Below are 16,905 nucleotides of genomic sequence, written 5' to 3'. Positions count from 1 at the left end.
ACTCTAGAAGCCTGGTCATTCGACCACGTTACCTCACCCATGTGCATGCGCAATAAGCCGCTGTCTGACCTTGGTACCGTTCTCGGCCAGCCACCCTCATTCCCGACGGCGATGCCCGGACGCTTACCGTTGGAGGGATGTAGGACAGCGGCGCCGCGTGCGCGGCGAGGGTTGCGATTATGGATTCCCGCCTGCGCGGGAATGACGAAGGACGGCGCTAGGCGATGCCGTGGTAGCTTTTGAACCAGTCGACGAAGCGGGGGATGCCGACCTCGATCGGGGTGGTGGGGGCAAAGCCGTGGTCGCGCTGGATCGCGGAAATGTCGGCATAAGTGGCCGGGACGTCGCCGGGCTGCATCGGCTCCAGGCTGCGCACCGCCTTGATGCCGATCGCATCCTCCAGCACGTCGATCATGTGCAACAGCCGTTCGGGCTTGTTGTTGCCGATGTTGTAGACCCGGTGCGGCGGACGGCTGCCATCGTCGGCCGGCGGGCTGTCGGTCACCGCGATCACGCCGGAGACGATATCGTCGATGAAGGTGAAATCGCGGCTCATGTCGCCATTGTTGAAGACGCGGATCGGCTTGCCCTTCAGAATCGCGTCGGTGAACAGCCAGGTCGCCATGTCGGGGCGGCTCCACGGGCCGTAGACGGTGAAGAACCTGAGGCCGGTCAGCGGCACGCGATAGAGATGGGCATAGACATGGCCCATCAGCTCGTCCGACTTCTTGGTCGCGGCATAGAGCGAGACCGGCGCGTCGACGCGATCATCCTCGGCGAACGGCAGCTTGGTATTGCCGCCATAGACCGAGCTGGAGGAGGCGTAGCTCATCGACACGAGGCCGTCGCATGACCGGGCATATTCGAGCAGATTGACCTGCCCGACGACGTTCGACTGGACGTAGGCGTGCGGGTTGGTGAGCGAGTAGCGCACGCCCGCCTGCGCGGCGAGATGGACGATATGGGTGATGCGGTGCGGTGCCAGCGCGGCGGTGAGCGCCGCCTGGTCGGCGATGTCGACAGCAGTGAAGGTGAAGTTCGCTCCGGCGAGCGTCGCGAGGCGATCGTGCTTCAGCTGGACGGCATAATAATCGTTGAGATTGTCGATGCCGACGACCTGCTCGCCGCGATCAAGCAGTTGCCGCGCGACGGCGGCACCGATGAACCCGGCCACGCCGGTGACGAGATAGGCCATATGCTCCGCTTCCCTGTGTCTGGCGCCGCCCTAACGCCTGAGCATTGCGGCGAGCTTAAGACAACAGGGGCGGGCCGGTCGCCCCGGCGCCCGCGCGGGCGCCGGGGCTGGTGGATCAGGCTGCCTCGGCGAGGTCGACGGGCAGGCGGATGAGATAGTCGAACGCCGACAGCGACGCCTTCGACCCTTCGCCCATCGCGATCACGATCTGCTTGTACGGCACGGTCGTGCAGTCGCCGGCCGCGAAGATGCCGGGGCGCGAGGTTTCGCCGCGATGGTCGATCTCGATCTCGCCGCGGTTGGACAGGGCGACCGTGTCCTTCAGCCATTCGGTGTTGGGGACGAGGCCGATCTGGACGAAGATGCCCTCCAGCTCGATCTCATGCAGCGTGTCGTGATTGCGATCCTTGTAGGTGAGCGAGGTCACCTTGCTGCCGTCGCCCTTCACCTCGGTGGTGAGCGCAGAGGTGATGACCTTCACGTTCGGGAGGCTGGCGAGCTTGCGCTGAAGCACCGCGTCGGCGCGCAGGTCACGGTCGAACTCGATCAGCGTCACATGGGCGACGATGCCGGCGAGGTCGATCGCGGCCTCAACGCCCGAATTGCCGCCACCGATCACCGCGACGCGCTTGCCCTTGAACAAGGGGCCATCGCAGTGCGGGCAATAGGTCACGCCCTTGTTGCGATAGGCGTCCTCGCCCGGCACGTTCATCTGGCGCCAGCGTGCGCCGGTCGACAGGATCACGGTGCGCGCCTTCAGCGTTGCGCCGCTTTCCAGCGTCACTTCGTGGAGGCCGCCTTCCTGCGTCGCCGGGACGAGCTTCGCTGCCTTCTGCAGGTTCATCACGTCGACGTCATAGTCGCCGACATGCTGCTCGAGCTGGGCGACCAGCTTGGGCCCCTCGGTATGCGGGACGGAGATGAAATTCTCGATCGACATGGTGTCGAGCACCTGGCCGCCGAACCGCTCGGTGGCGATGCCAGTGCGGATACCCTTGCGCGCGGCATAGATCGCCGCCGACGCGCCGGCCGGACCGCCGCCGACGACGAGCACCTCGAACGGCTCCTTGGCCGAGATCTTCTCCGCGGTGCGGGCGACCGCGCCGGTGTCGAGCTTGGCGAGGATCTGCTCCACGTCCATGCGCCCCTGCGCGAACGGCTCGCCGTTGAGGAAGATCGCCGGGACCGACATGATCTGCCGCGCCTCGACCTCGTCCTGGAAGGCGCCGCCCTCGATCGCGACGTGGCGGATGCGCGGGTTGAGCACGCTCATCAGGTTCAGCGCCTGCACCACGTCGGGGCAGTTCTGGCAGGTGAGCGAGAAATAGCTTTCGAACTGATAGTCGCCGTCGAGCGCCCGGACCTGCGCGATCACTTCCTGCGACAGCTTCGACGGGTGGCCGCCGACCTGCAGCAGCGCGAGGACGAGCGAGGTGAATTCATGCCCCATCGGCACGCCGGCGAAGCGCACGCCGATGTCGGTGCCGACACGGCGGATCAGGAACGAGGGGCGACGCTGGTCGTCGTCGGCGCGCACCACGCTGACCTGGTCGGACAGCGCGGCGACCTCGTCCAGCAGCTCCATCATCTCGCGCGACTTGGCACTGTCGTTGGTGGAGGCGACCAGCTCGATCGGCTGGCGGATGTTGGCGAGATAACCCTTGAGCTGGGTCTTCAGATTCTGGTCGAGCATCAAAAGCCCTTTTCGTGATTGCTGTCTGCCGTCACGTCAGCGGTGCGGCCCCGCGTCGGGGGCAGGGGGGAGACGCGGGGGGAGGGCGCCGCACCGCTGGCGTGAGGGCAGGTGGGGGGACCGTCGTCGCCCCGGCCGCGTGGCCGGGGCCCATCCTTGTCCCGCATACCGGGCGCGGGGGCGCGCCTGCGGGGTGGTGGATGCCGGGACGGGCCCGGCATGACGGCGTTCTGGACGGGGCCGTTACGCTGCCCCGTCCATGATCGGTGCGTTGCCGCTCAGATCTTGCCGACGAGGTCGAGCGACGGGGCGAGCGTGGTTTCACCCTCTTCCCACTTCGCCGGGCAAACCTCACCCGGGTGCGCCGCAATGTACTGCGCCGCCTTGATCTTGCGCAGCAGCTCGACCGCGTTGCGGCCGACGCCTTCGCTGGTGACTTCCATCAGCTGGATCACGCCATCGGGATCGACGACGAAGGTGCCGCGATCGGCGAGGCCCTGGCCAGCGCGCAGGATCTCGAAATTGTTCGAGATGGTGTGGTTCTGGTCACCCAGCATGGTGAACTTGATCTTGCCGATCGCCGGCGAAGTGTCGTGCCATGCCTTGTGGCTGAAATGCGTGTCGGTCGACACCGAGTAGATCTCGACGCCCATCTTCTGGAACGTCTCGTAATGGTCGGCGAGGTCCTCCAGCTCGGTCGGGCACACGAAGGTGAAGTCGGCCGGGTAGAAGAAGAACACCGCCCACTTGCCACGGGTATCGGCGTCGGTGACGGTGATGAACTTGCCGTCCTTGTAGGCCTGGGTCTCGAACGGCTTGATGGTCGTGCCGATAAGCGACATGCGTAACTCCTTGGGTGTATCCGAGGCCCCGAGATAGTGCGCCGCAGCGAGTGATCCAATCGTTTATATTGGATGTGGGTGATCGAAAGAGTCGATTACCGTTTTCCTGAATACACCGCTTTTCAACGGGTTGGGATCGCTGGGGTGCCGCGCGACCGACTGGTCGACGGATCAACGCATTGCGGCGCGGCAAGGATCCTGCCGCGGCACATCATTTCGTCGCCTGTGGCTTGCCGGCGCCAGTAACGTCGCCTAGCCTCATGGTTAACGGGGCGGGGAAAACATGATGTCGCAGCGAAAGGTGGCGCTGATCACCGGCGTGACGGGGCAGGACGGGGCGTATCTGTCCGAATTGCTGCTGGCCAAGGGCTATCAGGTCCATGGCGTGAAGCGACGATCATCTTCGTTCAACACGGGGCGGATTGAACATATCTATCAGGATCCGCACGAAGACGATCCGCGCTTTCACCTTCATTATGGCGACCTGACCGACGCGACCAACCTGATCCGGCTGGTGCAGCAGGTGCAGCCGACCGAAATCTACAATCTGGCGGCGCAGAGCCATGTGCAGGTGAGCTTCGAATCGCCCGAATATACCGCCAACGCCGATGCGATCGGCACCTTGCGGCTGCTGGAGGCAATCCGCATCCTGGGGCTGGAGCAGACGACGCGGTTCTACCAGGCGTCGACGTCGGAGCTGTACGGGCTGGTGCAGGAAGTGCCGCAGCGCGAGACGACGCCCTTCTACCCGCGATCACCCTATGGAGTGGCGAAGTTGTACGCTTACTGGATCGTGGTGAATTATCGCGAGGCATATGGGATGCACGCCTCCAACGGCATCCTGTTCAACCACGAGAGCCCGGTACGCGGCGAGACGTTCGTCACGCGCAAGATTACGCGGGCGGCGGCGGCGATCAGGCTGGGGCGGCAGGAGCGGCTGTATCTCGGCAACCTCGATGCGCGGCGCGACTGGGGCCATGCGCGAGACTACGTCCGCGGCATGTGGATGATGCTGCAGCAGGACGAGCCGGACGATTATGTGCTGGCGACCGGCGAGACGACGCCGGTGCGGCATTTCGTCGAATGGGCGTTCGCCGATGTCGGGATCACGCTGCGCTGGCATGGCGAGGGGGTGGCCGAGAAGGGCTATTGCGATCGCAGCGGCGATTGCCGGGTGGAGATCGACCAGCGTTATTTCCGGCCGACCGAGGTCGACCTGCTGATCGGCGACCCGCGCAAGGCGAAGCAGAAGCTGGGCTGGGCGCATGAGACGCCGGTGCGTGACCTCGCGCGCGAGATGGTGCTGGCGGACCTGGAGGAGATGAAGACCGCTCCGATCGCCCGGGGCGCGTGACATGCCCCTATTAGGCGCCCCGCATGGGACGATCATCAGCGGGACGGCCGTGACCGGGGCGGCGGCATGATTGGGGCGCGTTATGCGCTGGCGGGCAAGCGAGTCTTCGTAGCGGGGCATCGGGGGATGGTGGGGTCCGCGCTGGTGCGCCGGCTGGAGCGCGAGGCGTGCACCATTGTGACCATCGATCGTGCGGGGCTGGACTTGAGGGATCAGGCGGCGGTGCGGGCATGGTTTGCAGCCAACCGCCCGGATGCCGTGTTCCTGGCGGCGGCGCGGGTGGGCGGCATCCTGGCCAACGATCGCCATCCGGCCGATTTCCTGCACGACAATCTGATGATCGCCGCGAACGTCATCGAGGCGGCGCACCGATCGGGGTTGGAGAAGCTGCTGTTCCTCGGGTCGTCGTGCATCTACCCGCGGCTGGCAGCCCAGCCGATCCGCGAGGAGGCGCTGCTGGCCGGGCCGCTGGAGCCGACCAACCAATGGTATGCGATCGCCAAGATCGCTGGGGTCAAGCTGGTCCAGGCCTATCGCCGCCAGCACGGCTGCGACTTCTTCGCCGCAATGCCGACCAACCTTTATGGTCCGGGCGATAATTTCGACCTTGAATCGAGTCATGTCCTGCCGGCGCTGATCCGCAAGGCGCATGAGGCGCGCGTTGCGGGGGCGGTGGCGATGCCGATCTGGGGCAGCGGGACGCCGCGGCGTGAATTCCTGCACGTCGACGACCTGGCCGACGCCTGCGTGTTCCTGATGATGCATTATTCGGACGATGCGCCGATCAACGTCGGGTCGGGCGAGGAAGTGACCATCCGCGAGCTGGCGGCGATGGTGGCGCGCGCGATCGGGTTCGACGGCGCGATCGTGGCGGACCCGGCGAGGCCCGATGGCACGCCGCGCAAGCTGGTCGATTCAGGCCGGCTGCGTGCGCTGGGATGGCAGCCGCGCATCGCCTTGGGGGACGGGATTGCGGCCACCTGTCGCTGGTTCTGCGAGACGACGGGCGCGGTGCGCGGCGGGGGTTAGGGCTGGCGACACGAAACGAAACACGACATTAGCCCCCTCATCTGACAATAATGATGCGGGAATGGGGATGACGAGAGGCCAGGAGATCGCCGCCAAGGTCGAGGCGTTCGTGCGCGGGACGATCGTGCCGTACGAACGGGATCCGCGGTGCGGCACGCACGGGCCATCCGACGAACTGGTGCAGGAAATGCGCGGGCTGGCGCGCAAGGCGGGCGTGCTGACGCCGCACATCCTGCCCGACGGTGGCCATTTGACGCATCGCGAGACGGCGGACGTGCTGCGCGCGTCGGGCCTGTCGCCGCTGGGGCCGCTGGCGGTGAACGTGATGGCCCCGGACGAGGGCAATATGTACCTGCTTGGCCAGAAGGCGAGCCCCGAGCTGAAGGAGCGGTTCCTGAAGCCGCTCGTCGCCGGCGAGGCGCGTTCGGCTTTCTTCATGACCGAACCGGCGATGGACGGCGAAGGCGGCGGTGGCGCCGGTTCCGACCCCTCGATGATGCGCACCACCGCAGTGCGAGACGGCAACCATTGGGTCATCAACGGCCGCAAGACGTTCATCACCGGCGCTGATGGCGCAAAAGTCGGCATCGTCATGGCCAAGGCCGACGAAGGGGCGTCGATGTTCCTCGTCGACCTGCCCGACCCCGCGATCCGCATCGAACGCGTGCTCGACACGATCGACAGCTCGATGCCGGGCGGCCATTCGGTGGTGACGATCGACAATCTTCGCGTGCCAGCGGACCAGATGCTGGGCGATCCCGGCGATGGCTTCAAGCTGGCGCAGGTTCGCCTCGCGCCCGCGCGGCTGACGCACTGCATGCGCTGGCACGGCGCCTGCGCCCGCGCGCATGAGATTGCGACCGATTACGCCAACCGCCGCCATGCCTTCGGCAAGCCCCTGGTCGACCATGAAGGCGTCGGTTTCATGCTGGCGGAGAATCTGATCGACCTGAAACAGGCCGAGCTGATGATCGATTGGTGCGCCGACGTGCTCGACACCGGCGTGCTGGGCACGGTGGAAAGCTCGATGGCGAAGGTCGCGGTGTCGGAGGCGCTGATGCGCATCGCCGATCGCTGCGTCCAGGTGATGGGGGCGACGGGGGTCAGCGGGGACACGATCGTCGAGCAGGTGTTCCGCGAAGTGCGCGCCTTCCGCATCTATGACGGCCCCACCGAGGTTCACAAATGGAGCCTGGCGAAGAAGGTGAAGCGCGACTGGAAGGCGGCGCAGGCCGGCTGACGCCGTGCGGCGCGGGGCGGCCTTGTGCCGGCATGCCCCCTGCCGCACAGTCGGCGACCGCGATGGCGTGGAAAACCGAAGAGGCCGGGGCAGCAGGCCCGGCGCGTAGATGGAGAATGTGATGCTGGGTCTGATGCAGTCGGGGCAACTGACCGTCGATACCTTCCTCGACCATGCCGCCACCTGGCAGCCGGGGCGCGAGGTCGTGTCGCGCGATGCGGCGGGCCATGTGACCCGCAGCAATTACGCCAGCATCCGCGACATGGCGAAGCAGGTGTCGTCGGCGCTGTCGCGCGCCGGCATCCGCCAGGGCGACCGGGTCGCCACCATGGGGTGGAACACGCACCGCCATGTCGCCGCCTGGTATGGTGCGACCAATATGGGCGCGGTGCTCCACACGCTGAACCCGCGGCTGTTCCTGGAACAGATCGTCTATATCGCTAATCACGCCGGCGATCGCATCCTGCTGGCCGATCCCAATTGTGCCGATCTGGTCGCGCAATTGCTGCCGCAGGCGCCGTCGATCGAGCGGGTGATCTTCCTGTGCGACGCGGCGTCGATGCCGGCGACCGATTATGCCGCCACCGCCTTCGACGACTGGATCGCGGGCGAGCCGGCGGAATATGCCTGGGGCGGGTTCGACGAGAATCTCGCCTGCGGCCTCTGCTACACCAGCGGGACGACGGGCAATCCCAAGGGCGTGCTGTATTCGCACCGCTCCAACTACCTCCATACCATGCTGACGCTGCAGGCCGATGCGCTGGCGTTGTCGGGACGTGACACGGTGCTGCTGGTGGTGCCGATGTACCATGCCAATGCCTGGGGCGTGGTCTATTCCGCGCCCGCGGTCGGCGCCAAGCTGGTGCTGCCGGGGCCCCGGATGGACGGCGAATCAATCTGCGACCTGATCGAGAGCGAGGGCGTCACATATTCCGCCGCGGTGCCGACGGTGTGGCAGGGGCTGCTGCAGTATCTGCGCACGTCGGGGCGGCGGATCGACACGCTCAGCCGGGTGACGATCGGCGGATCCGCGGTGCCCGAGGCGCTGGTGCGCGCGTTCCGCGACGAATATGGCGTCGAAGTCACGCAGGGCTGGGGGATGACGGAGACATCGCCGCTCGCCACCCTGTCCTCGCCCAGCGCCGAGGTGGCGGCGATGGACGACGATGCGCAGGTGGCGCACAAGATCAAGCAGGGCCGGCTGATGTGCGGGCTGAAGTTCAAGCTGACCGATGATGACGGCAACCCGCTGCCGCATGATGGCGAGACGTTCGGGCACCTCAAGATCAAGGGGCCGACGATCGTCTCCTCCTACTTTGGTGGCGAGGGCGGCGAGATCCTCGACGAGGAGGGCTATTTCGATACCGGCGACGTGGCGACGATCGACCGGCGCGGCTATATGCAGATCACCGACCGCGCCAAGGACGTGGTGAAGTCGGGCGGCGAATGGATCAGCTCGATCGAGATCGAGAATATCGCGGTCGGCCACCCATCGGTGGCGATCGCGGCGGTGATCGGCGTCGCGCATCCCAAGTGGGACGAACGACCGATCCTGCTGTGCCAGCTGAAGCCGGGCGAGGCAGCGACGGGCGACGACCTGCTCGCGTTCCTGGAGGGCAAGATCGCCAAATGGTGGATGCCCGACGACGTGGTCTTCGTGGAGGAGATCCCGCTCGGCGCGACGGGGAAGATCGACAAGAAGCTGATCCGGCAGCAGATGGCCGGCTATGTGCTGGCGGTGACGGTCGACTGACGCGCGCGGGCGCTTTCCGTCGATAATTGTCATCGAACGCAGGGCAATGACGCGATGATCGCCGCGCGCTACAGACGCGCGCAATGATCTCGCGTCGAACCTTGCTGGTGACCGGAGGGGCGGGAGCCGGGCTCGCGCTCGCCTGGGCGGTGTGGCCGCGCCATTATGCCGTCGACCTCGCGCCCGAGCGCAACGAGACCGCGATCGGCGCGTGGCTGAAGATCGCGCGAAACGGCCGCATCACCATTGCCGTGCCGCAGGCCGAGCATGGCCAGGGCGTCTATACCACCCTGCCGCAGATCGTCGCGGACGAGCTGGGTGCGGACTGGCGCACCATCGGGGTGGAAGCGGCGGTGCCGGGGCCGACCTATGCCAATCCGCTGGCCGCGGCAGCGCTGTTCGGCGGCGGACTGGCGCATGTCCCCGACGCGATCCGGCGCGAGCATTGGGTGCGATCGGGGCTGGTGCTGACCGGCGGCTCGACCTCCGTGCGCATGTTCGAGGCGCCGCTGCGCGAGGCGGGGGCGGCGGCGCGCGTGCTGCTGACGAAGGCGGCGGCGAAGCGCTGGGGCGTTGACTGGGGGGAATGCGACACCGCCGACGGCTTTGTCGTCAACGGCAACCGGCGGCTGCGGTTCGGCGAGCTGGCGGCGGAAGCCGCAGGGTTCGACCTGCCCGAGGAATTGCCGCTGCGCTTTGGTGACGAGGGGCGGTTGTCGGGCCAGTCGCTGCCACGGCTGGACGCGCCGGCGAAGGTCGATGGATCGGTGAACTTCACCGCCGACGTGCGGCTGCCCGACATGGTCTTCGCGACGATCGCGCAGGGCCCAGCGGGCGTCACACGCAGCCGGCTGGTGCGGGTCGACAAGCCGGCGGCGGACCGGGTGCGCGGCGTGACCGGGGTGGTCGAGAATCCGCATTGGGTGGCGGTGGTCGCCAACACCAGCTGGGCGGCGATCCAGGGGCTGGCGGCGCTTCGCCCGCGGTTCGAGACGCGCGGTGGGCTGGCGGACAGCGCGGCGATCGATGCCGGACTGGAGGCGGCGTTCGAGCGACCCGCACTGGCGTTTGCGCGGCACGGCGAGGCGGCGGACGAGCTGGCGGGCGATGTGGCGCGCGCGAGCTACGCGATCGGGCCCGGTGTCCACGCATCGCTGGAGACGCCGTGCGCGACGGCATGGTGGCACAGCGACCGGCTGGAACTATGGGCGCCGACGCAGGCGCCGGGGCTGGCCCGTGCCGCCGCCGCGCGCGCGATCGGCGTGTCCGAACAGGCCGTCACCATCCATCCGATGATGATCGGCGGATCGTTCGGCCGCGCGCTCGACCATGAGGCGGTGGAGCAGGCCGCGATCCTGGCGGCGACGCTGCGCCGGCCGGTGCAGCTGCTATGGACGCGGCGCGAGGCGACGCTGCACGACCGGTTCGGCGCGCCGGCGCGTGCGCGCATGGCCGCGCGGCTGGCGAGCGACGGGCGGATCCTGGACTGGCAGGCGCGCATCGCCACCCCCGCCACCGGCGCGGCGCTGACCGACCGATTGCTGGGCCATGATGCGCTGGCACGGTCGGCGATGTTCCTGCCCCAGCGCGCAGATGGCTATGCGATGGCCGGCGCGGTGCCGCCTTATGCCTTTCCGGCGGCGTCGATCCTCCACCATCCGGCCGATATCCCGCTGACCGTCGGGCATCTGCGCGGCGGGGCGGATCGCGCCAATGCCTTTTTCACCGAATGTTTCATCGACGAGCTGGCGCATCGTGCCGGGACCGAGCCGATGTCCTACCGGATCGGGATGCTGGGCCATGACCCGCAGCTCGCCCGCTGCCTCAGCACCGCCGCCGCGCTCGGCGAGTGGGACGGCGGGGCGGCGGGCACGGGGCAGGGGCTGGCGTGCCATGCCATGGCCGGCAGCCGGATCGCGCTGGTCGCCGAGGCGCAGCAGGACGGCAGCGGCGGGGTGAAGGTCGACCGGATCGTCGCTGCGGTGGATTGCGGGCGGGCGATCAACCCCGATGTCGTACGCCAGCAGGTGGAAGGCGGCATCCTGCTGGGCCTGGCGCTGGCGACCGGCCGGGCGCCGCATTTCACCGCCGGGCTGGCCGATACGCGCACGCTGGGCGACCTGCGGTTGCCGCGGCTGGCGGATACGCCGGAGATCACCGTCGAACTCATCCCCAGCCGGGGCGATCCGGGCGGGGTCAGCGACCTTGGCGTCGTGGCGGTTGCCCCCGCCATCGCCAACGCGCTGGCCGCCGCCGCGGGCAACCGCCCCCGCACCCTGCCGTTTGGAGCATCATGACCCCGCCCCCCGATCACCCCCCGATCGCGCCGCGCCGTATCGGCGTCCTGCTGATCAACCTCGGCACGCCCGACGCGCCCGATCCGCCCGCGGTGCGCCGCTATCTGGCGGAATTCCTGTCGGACCCCCGTGTCGTCGAGATCCCGCGGCTGATCTGGCAGCCCATTTTGCGCGGTGCGGTGCTGACCACGCGACCCAAGAAGTCGGCGCACGCCTATCAGCAGGTGTGGCGCGCGGATGGTTCGCCACTGGCGGCGATCACGCGCGCGCAGGCGCAGGCACTGGCCGGTGGCTTCGGGCCGGGCGTCACGGTGGATTACGCCATGCGCTACGGCAATCCGGCGATCGGCGACCGGATCCAGGCGCTGAAGGATGGTGGCTGCGATCGCATCCTGCTGGCGCCGCTGTACCCGCAATATTCTGGCGCGACGACGGCGACCGCGAACGACAAGGCCTTTGCCAAGCTGGCGCAGATGCGTTGGCAACCGGCGATCCGCACGCTGCCGCCCTACCATGACGATCCCGCCTATATCGCCGCGCTGGCGACGTCGGTGCGCCAGGCGATGGCCGCCTTGCCCTTCACGCCCGACGCGCTGCTGACCAGTTTCCACGGGATGCCCGAGCGGACGCTGAAGCTGGGCGACCCCTATCATTGCCAGTGCCAGAAGACGGCGCGGCTGCTGGGCGAGGCGCTGGGGCGCGAGGTGACGATCACCTTCCAGTCGCGGTTCGGCCGCGCCCGCTGGCTGGAGCCGGCGACCGATGTGGTCCTGGCCGAGTTGCCCGCGCGCGGCATCCGCAAGGTGGCGATCGTGGCGCCGGGCTTTTCCGCCGACTGCCTTGAAACGCTGGAGGAACTGGCGATCCGCGGGCGCGAGACGTTCATCGAGGCGGGGGGCAGCGACTTTGCCTATCTGCCGTGCCTGAACGACAGCCCGGTCGGACTTGATTTGTTACGCACGCTGATCCGCCGCGAGCTTGAAGGCTGGCTGCCCGTCACCTAGCGTTCGCGGACACTGAACGAGGGGGGACTGATGGGGCGGGTTGCGATCGTCACTGGCGGCACGCGGGGCATCGGTGAAGCCGTCAGCATCGCGCTGCGCGACATGGGCCTGACCGTGGCCGCCAATTATGCCGGCAACGACGCGCGTGCGGCGGATTTCACCGCGCGTACCGGCATCCGCGCAGTCCGCTGGGACGTCAGCGATCATGAGGCGTGCCTGGCGGGGGTTGCCGACGTGGAGGCGGCGCTGGGCCCGGTTGACGTGCTGGTCAACAATGCCGGCATCACCCGCGACGGCACCTTCATGAAGATGACCTACCAGATGTGGAAGGAAGTCATGGACACCAACCTTGGCGGGTGTTTCAACATGGCCAAGGCGGTGTTTCCGGGAATGCGCGAGCGACAATGGGGGCGGATCGTCAACATCGGGTCGATCAACGGCCAGGCCGGGCAATATGGTCAGGTGAATTACGCCGCGGCGAAGAGCGGCATCCACGGTTTCACCAAGGCGCTGGCGCTGGAAGGGGCGCGCGTCGGCGTGACCGTCAATGCCATCGCGCCCGGCTATATCGACACTGACATGGTGGCGGCGGTGCCGGGCGAGGTGCTGGACAAGATCGTCGCCAAGATCCCCGTCGGGCGGCTGGGCCGTGCGCAGGAGATCGCGCGCGGCGTCGCCTTCCTCTGTTCGGAGGACGGGGGCTTCGTCACCGGATCGACGCTGAGCATCAACGGCGGCCAGCACATGTACTGACCGCCGCCGCGGCTGCGGCCGCGGGGGTTATTCCACCAGGGCGAGCAGGCGGCGGGCGCTTTTGAGGTGTGGGGCGTCGATCATCTTCCCGTCGAGCTGAAGCGCGCCGGCGCCTGGATTGGCCTCGAACGCGGCGATGACGGCGCGGGCGTGGGTGATTTCGGCCTCGCTGGGGGTGAAGGCTTGGTTAATGACGGCCACCTGCGTCGGGTGGATCGCGAGCATGCCGGTGAAGCCGTCGCGGCGGCCGCGCGCGGCATAGGCGGCGAGGCCGTCGAGGTTGCGGAAATCGGGGAACACCGTCTCGATCGCGGGAACGCCGGCGGCATGCGCGCCGAACAGGGTGAGCGCGCGGACGACGCGATAGGGATCGGTGTAGCTGCCGTCCTCCTCACGCGCGCTGGTCGCGCCGATCGCGGCGGGGAGATCCTCCGCGCCCCAAGTTATGCCAGCGAGGCGGCCGGCGACGCTGCCGAAGGTGCCGAGCTGGAACACCGCCGCCGCCGTCTCGCTGGCGACAGGCAGGATCGCGTAGTCGCCGGGCAGGCGGTCGGTGAGCGTGGCGACGGAGGACGCGCCCTCCGCCTTGGGGAGGACGATGCCGTCGAGCGAAAGGCCGGCGAGCGCCTCCAGGTCGGCGGCGACGTCATCGCTGTCGATCGGATTGATTCGCACGAAGATGGCTGGGCCATCCTCGCGCGGCGCCTCGATCCAGGCGCGGACGGCGGCGCGCGCCTCCGGCTTGCGATCGGGGGCGACGGCATCCTCGAGGTCGAGGATCAGCGCGTCGGCACCGGTCGCGACTGCCTTGGGAAAGCGTTCCGGCCGGTCGCCGGGGACGAACAGGAGCGATCGCAACTTCATTTACCCATCTCCGCGAGCTTGCGTTCCCAGGCGAGCGCATCGCGCACGATGCCATCGAGATCGGCGCGCTTCGGCTGCCAATCGAGCGCGGCGAGGATCGCGCTATTGTCCGCCACCAGCTCGGCCGGATCGCCCGCGCGGCGCCCTCCGATGCGGCGCTCGATCGTCATGTTGGTGACCCGGTCGACCGCGTCGAGCACTTCGAGCACCGAAAAGCCGCGACCATAGCCGCAGTTGAAGGTGAAGCTTTCGGTCGGCGCGGCGATCAACTGCTTCAGCGCGGCGACATGCGCGTCGGCGAGATCGGAGACGTGGATGTAGTCGCGCACACCGGTGCCGTCGCGGGTGGCGAAATCGGTGCCGAACACGCCGACGGCGGCGCGCTTGCCGGTCGCCGCCTCGACCGCGATCTTGATGAGGTGGGTGGCGCCGACGGTGGACTGGCCGCTGCGCGATTGCGGATCGGCGCCCGCGACGTTGAAATAGCGCAGTGCGCCATAGTTCATCGGATGCACCGCCGCGACATCGCGCAGCATCGCCTCCGTCATCAGCTTCGACATGCCGTACGGATTGATGGGCAGTTGCGGGTCGGCCTCGGTGATCGGCGACTTCGTCGGGTTGCCGTAGGTCGCCGCGGTCGATGAGAAGATGAAGTGCGGTACGCCCTCGGCCACCGCGCTTTCGATCAGGCTGCGCGTAGCGGCGGTGTTGTTGCGATAATATTTGAGCGGGTTCTCGACCGATTCCGGCACCACGACCGAGCCGGCGAAATGCATGATCGCGCGGACGTTGTGATCGCGGATCACGTCGCGCACGCCCGGATCCTCGACCGCGATGTTGACGAAGGCGGCGCGCGGATTGACCGCCCAGTCGAACCCGGTGACGAGATTGTCGATCACGACGACGTCATGGCCGGAATCGAGCAGCGCCAGCACCGCGTGGCTGCCGATATAGCCGGCCCCGCCCGTCACCATCACCTTGCCGCCCAAAGTTTCGCCGCCAAGCGCCATGTCGATCTCCCTCTTTGCGTGCGACCTAGCGGCTTCCTACATGGGCCGCAAAGGAGACTGCATCCATGACCGAATATGCGACGCTTGCCGGTGGCTGCTTCTGGTGCACCGAGGCCGTGTTCAAGGACGTGATCGGCGTGGAAAGCGTCGAGAGCGGCTATATCGGCGGCACCGTGCCCAACCCGACGTACAAGCAGGTGTGCAGCGGCGATACCGGCCATGCCGAGGCGATCCGCGTCGGTTTCGATCCGCAGCAGATCAGCTATGGCGACCTGCTCGACATCTTCTTCGCGACGCATGATCCGACGCAGCTCAATCGCCAGGGCAATGACGTGGGCACGCAATACCGCTCCGCCATTTTCCCGATGACGGTGATGCAGGAGGAGCAGGCGAACCAGGCGATCGCGCGGGCGCAGGAAGACCATGACAAGCCGATCGTCACCACGATCGAATATGCCGACGAATGGTATCCGGCCGAGGATTACCACCAGGAATATTGGAACGGCGAGGGCCAGCGGAACCCGTACTGCCTGGCGGTGATCCCGCCCAAGCTGCAGAAGCTGCGCAAGAGCTTCGCGGCGCGATCCAAGGCCGCGACCGTCTCCGCCTGACGCGATGGCGTTCGACCTCCGCGCCGCGCTGCTGAAGAAGGCGGAGGTCGAAACCGCGCGGCTGGTGGACTTCGAGTTCCGGCTGCGCGCGCGCACGATGCGGTTGCTGGCCGCGGATCGGGGACGATGCCGATGCGCTGGTCGGGCGCATCGTTCGCGCGGATGATCCCGCGGTCGTTGCCGAGTTGGAGGCGGCGCATGGGCTGCCAGCCGGGGCGCTAGCGGCGGAGTATCGACGCAGTGTTTCCGACGCGCGGACGCAGCTGATCGAAGAGGTTGGCGATCCCGCGCCCTATCGGCTTGCCTGATGCCTAGCGGTGCGAGGCGCGGCACAGGCGGTCGTTGATCGCCGCGCCGATGCCGTTGTCTGGCACGGGGGCGATGGCGATGCGCGGGGGCGCGGCGGCGTCGGCGCGGTGGAGCGCGTCGAACAGGCGGGCGGCGGCCTCTACGGGATCGCCGGTGGCGGACAGGGTGTCGTCGCCAGTGATCTTATCGAAGCCGATCAGCCATTCGTCGCCTTGCCGCTCGGTGGCGTTGAGGCGCAGCGGCTTGGCGGGGGCGTAATGGGTGGCGAGCTGGCCGGGGGCGGTGACCTTTGCGCTGGGGGCGGCGGCTGACAGGCCGAGTTGTTCGGCGGTGATCGGGCCGGGGCGCAGGATCGTGCCGTTGCCGACGATGGTGGATTCGAGGCCGGCGGTCGTGGGACCGTCATCGAGGATCAGCGGCACGCGGTTGCCGAGGCTGGCAGCGACGTGTTCGGCGCGAGTCGGGCTGATCGCGTTGCTGGCATTGGCCGAGGGCGCGGCGAGCGGACGGCCAGAGGCGTGCAGCAGCGCCTGCATCGCGCGGTGCGCGGGTACCCGCAGCGCAATCGTGTCGAGCCCGGCGGTCACGAGGCCGGCGATTCCGGCTTCCGGGCGAAGCGGCAGGACGAGGGTGAGCGGGCCGGGCCACCAGCGATTCGCCAGCGCGCGCGCTTCATCGTCGAACACAGCGATCCGCTCGGCGGCGGCGCGATCTGGCAGGTGGACGATCAGCGGGTTGAAGCTGGGCCGGCCCTTGGCGGCGTAGATGCGCGCGACGGCATCGGCATTGGTTGCGTCAGCAGCGAGCCCATATACCGTTTCCGTCGGCACGGCGACGATCCCGCCCGCGTGGATCAGCGCCGCCGCCTGGGTGATCGCAGCATCACCAAAGGGCAAAATTCGAGGGATTTGAGCCATCATCGCCGGACGGTATAGCGGCGCGACACTGGAG

At 67.8% G+C, this 16,905-nt stretch carries 15 protein-coding genes; 9 read left to right on the top strand and 6 right to left on the bottom strand.

Annotation, left to right across the window (positions count from 1 at the left end; translation table 11 throughout):
* Positions 1-217 precede the first annotated feature (217 nt).
* The 3 genes from CA236_RS16255 to ahpC form a co-directional block, all read right to left on the bottom strand.
* Positions 218-1,195: an NAD-dependent epimerase/dehydratase family protein gene (locus tag CA236_RS16255; RefSeq protein WP_125946396.1), complete on the bottom strand. Its 978-nt coding sequence runs from the start codon at positions 1,193-1,195 to the stop codon at positions 218-220.
* A 115-nt stretch (positions 1,196-1,310) separates the two neighbouring features.
* Positions 1,311-2,888 carry an alkyl hydroperoxide reductase subunit F gene (ahpF, locus tag CA236_RS16250; protein ID WP_125946395.1) on the bottom strand — a complete coding sequence of 526 codons (1,578 nt, stop codon included), beginning with the start codon at positions 2,886-2,888 and terminating at the stop codon, positions 1,311-1,313.
* Positions 2,889-3,166: 278 nt separating this feature from the next.
* Entirely contained in the window at positions 3,167-3,730 is a 564-nt protein-coding gene (ahpC, locus tag CA236_RS16245) for an alkyl hydroperoxide reductase subunit C (RefSeq protein WP_046406992.1), read from the bottom strand.
* Between the two features lie 286 nt (positions 3,731-4,016).
* Here ahpC and gmd point away from each other — a divergent pair, with 286 nt between their 5' ends.
* From gmd to phbB, 7 genes are all read left to right on the top strand, one after another.
* Positions 4,017-5,084, top strand: a complete 1,068-nt coding sequence (gene gmd / locus CA236_RS16240) for a GDP-mannose 4,6-dehydratase (RefSeq protein ID WP_206430607.1) — start codon at positions 4,017-4,019, stop codon at positions 5,082-5,084.
* A 66-nt stretch (positions 5,085-5,150) separates the two neighbouring features.
* Complete coding sequence (locus CA236_RS16235) at positions 5,151-6,113, top strand: GDP-L-fucose synthase (RefSeq protein WP_125946393.1); 963 nt, start codon at positions 5,151-5,153, stop codon at positions 6,111-6,113.
* Positions 6,114-6,180: 67 nt separating this feature from the next.
* Positions 6,181-7,353 (top strand): acyl-CoA dehydrogenase, encoded by a 1,173-nt coding sequence (locus CA236_RS16230; protein ID WP_046407034.1) that lies wholly within the window; start codon positions 6,181-6,183, stop codon positions 7,351-7,353.
* Positions 7,354-7,474: 121 nt separating this feature from the next.
* Positions 7,475-9,106, top strand: a complete 1,632-nt coding sequence (locus CA236_RS16225; protein WP_046407036.1) for a long-chain-fatty-acid--CoA ligase — start codon at positions 7,475-7,477, stop codon at positions 9,104-9,106.
* Between the two features lie 83 nt (positions 9,107-9,189).
* Complete coding sequence (locus tag CA236_RS16220) at positions 9,190-11,403, top strand: molybdopterin cofactor-binding domain-containing protein (protein WP_125946392.1); 2,214 nt, start codon at positions 9,190-9,192, stop codon at positions 11,401-11,403.
* On the top strand, positions 11,400-12,407 hold the full coding sequence (gene hemH / locus CA236_RS16215; RefSeq protein ID WP_125946391.1) for a ferrochelatase: 1,008 nt from the start codon (positions 11,400-11,402) through the stop codon (positions 12,405-12,407). Before CA236_RS16220 ends, hemH begins: the two co-directional genes overlap by 4 nt.
* Positions 12,408-12,437: 30 nt before the next feature.
* Positions 12,438-13,160, top strand: coding sequence for an acetoacetyl-CoA reductase (gene phbB, locus CA236_RS16210; RefSeq protein WP_125946390.1), 723 nt, complete (start codon positions 12,438-12,440; stop codon positions 13,158-13,160).
* A 27-nt stretch (positions 13,161-13,187) separates the two neighbouring features.
* On the opposite strand, the gene CA236_RS16205 is transcribed toward phbB, so the two are convergent.
* Positions 13,188-14,024 carry a CoA ester lyase gene (locus CA236_RS16205; RefSeq protein WP_125946389.1) on the bottom strand — a complete coding sequence of 279 codons (837 nt, stop codon included), beginning with the start codon at positions 14,022-14,024 and terminating at the stop codon, positions 13,188-13,190.
* Entirely contained in the window at positions 14,021-15,034 is a 1,014-nt protein-coding gene (galE, locus tag CA236_RS16200; RefSeq protein WP_125946388.1) for a UDP-glucose 4-epimerase GalE, read from the bottom strand. The genes CA236_RS16205 and galE overlap by 4 nt, the downstream gene beginning before the upstream one ends.
* A 65-nt stretch (positions 15,035-15,099) precedes the next feature.
* Between galE and msrA the strand changes: the two genes are divergently transcribed.
* Both msrA and CA236_RS19180 read left to right on the top strand, forming a co-directional pair.
* A complete protein-coding gene (gene msrA / locus CA236_RS16195) occupies positions 15,100-15,645 on the top strand; it encodes a peptide-methionine (S)-S-oxide reductase MsrA (RefSeq protein ID WP_046407003.1) in 546 nt (181 codons plus the stop codon).
* A 4-nt stretch (positions 15,646-15,649) separates the two neighbouring features.
* Positions 15,650-15,811, top strand: coding sequence for a hypothetical protein (locus CA236_RS19180; protein ID WP_241212717.1), 162 nt, complete (start codon positions 15,650-15,652; stop codon positions 15,809-15,811).
* Positions 15,812-15,956: 145 nt separating this feature from the next.
* Here CA236_RS19180 and CA236_RS16185 read toward each other — a convergent pair whose 3' ends face one another.
* Positions 15,957-16,874, bottom strand: coding sequence for an L-threonylcarbamoyladenylate synthase (locus CA236_RS16185; RefSeq protein ID WP_125946401.1), 918 nt, complete (start codon positions 16,872-16,874; stop codon positions 15,957-15,959).
* Positions 16,875-16,905 lie beyond the last annotated feature (31 nt).

The sequence above is a fragment of the Sphingomonas sp. ABOLG genome, from assembly GCF_003950435.1.
GTDB classification, from domain to species: domain Bacteria; phylum Pseudomonadota; class Alphaproteobacteria; order Sphingomonadales; family Sphingomonadaceae; genus Sphingomonas; species Sphingomonas panaciterrae.
Note: the sequence above shows the minus strand (reverse complement) of the source record. Positions and strands in the feature narration are given on the sequence as shown.

Bases quoted from the DNA above. Each gene is read 5' to 3' on its own strand.
- gmd (WP_206430607.1), top strand. From the start codon at position 4,017: ATGTCGCAGCGAAAGGTGGCGCTGATCACCGGCGTGACGGGGCAGGAC.
- phbB (WP_125946390.1), top strand. From the start codon at position 12,438: ATGGGGCGGGTTGCGATCGTCACTGGCGGCACGCGGGGCATCGGTGAA.
- galE (WP_125946388.1), bottom strand. From the start codon at position 15,034: ATGGCGCTTGGCGGCGAAACTTTGGGCGGCAAGGTGATGGTGACGGGC.
- hemH (WP_125946391.1), top strand. From the start codon at position 11,400: ATGACCCCGCCCCCCGATCACCCCCCGATCGCGCCGCGCCGTATCGGC.
- CA236_RS16255 (WP_125946396.1), bottom strand. From the start codon at position 1,195: ATGGCCTATCTCGTCACCGGCGTGGCCGGGTTCATCGGTGCCGCCGTC.
- CA236_RS16220 (WP_125946392.1), top strand. From the start codon at position 9,190: ATGATCTCGCGTCGAACCTTGCTGGTGACCGGAGGGGCGGGAGCCGGG.
- CA236_RS19180 (WP_241212717.1), top strand. From the start codon at position 15,650: ATGGCGTTCGACCTCCGCGCCGCGCTGCTGAAGAAGGCGGAGGTCGAA.
- CA236_RS16205 (WP_125946389.1), bottom strand. From the start codon at position 14,024: ATGAAGTTGCGATCGCTCCTGTTCGTCCCCGGCGACCGGCCGGAACGC.
- CA236_RS16235 (WP_125946393.1), top strand. From the start codon at position 5,151: ATGATTGGGGCGCGTTATGCGCTGGCGGGCAAGCGAGTCTTCGTAGCG.
- ahpC (WP_046406992.1), bottom strand. From the start codon at position 3,730: ATGTCGCTTATCGGCACGACCATCAAGCCGTTCGAGACCCAGGCCTAC.
- ahpF (WP_125946395.1), bottom strand. From the start codon at position 2,888: ATGCTCGACCAGAATCTGAAGACCCAGCTCAAGGGTTATCTCGCCAAC.
- CA236_RS16185 (WP_125946401.1), bottom strand. From the start codon at position 16,874: ATGATGGCTCAAATCCCTCGAATTTTGCCCTTTGGTGATGCTGCGATC.
- msrA (WP_046407003.1), top strand. From the start codon at position 15,100: ATGACCGAATATGCGACGCTTGCCGGTGGCTGCTTCTGGTGCACCGAG.
- CA236_RS16230 (WP_046407034.1), top strand. From the start codon at position 6,181: ATGACGAGAGGCCAGGAGATCGCCGCCAAGGTCGAGGCGTTCGTGCGC.
- CA236_RS16225 (WP_046407036.1), top strand. From the start codon at position 7,475: ATGCTGGGTCTGATGCAGTCGGGGCAACTGACCGTCGATACCTTCCTC.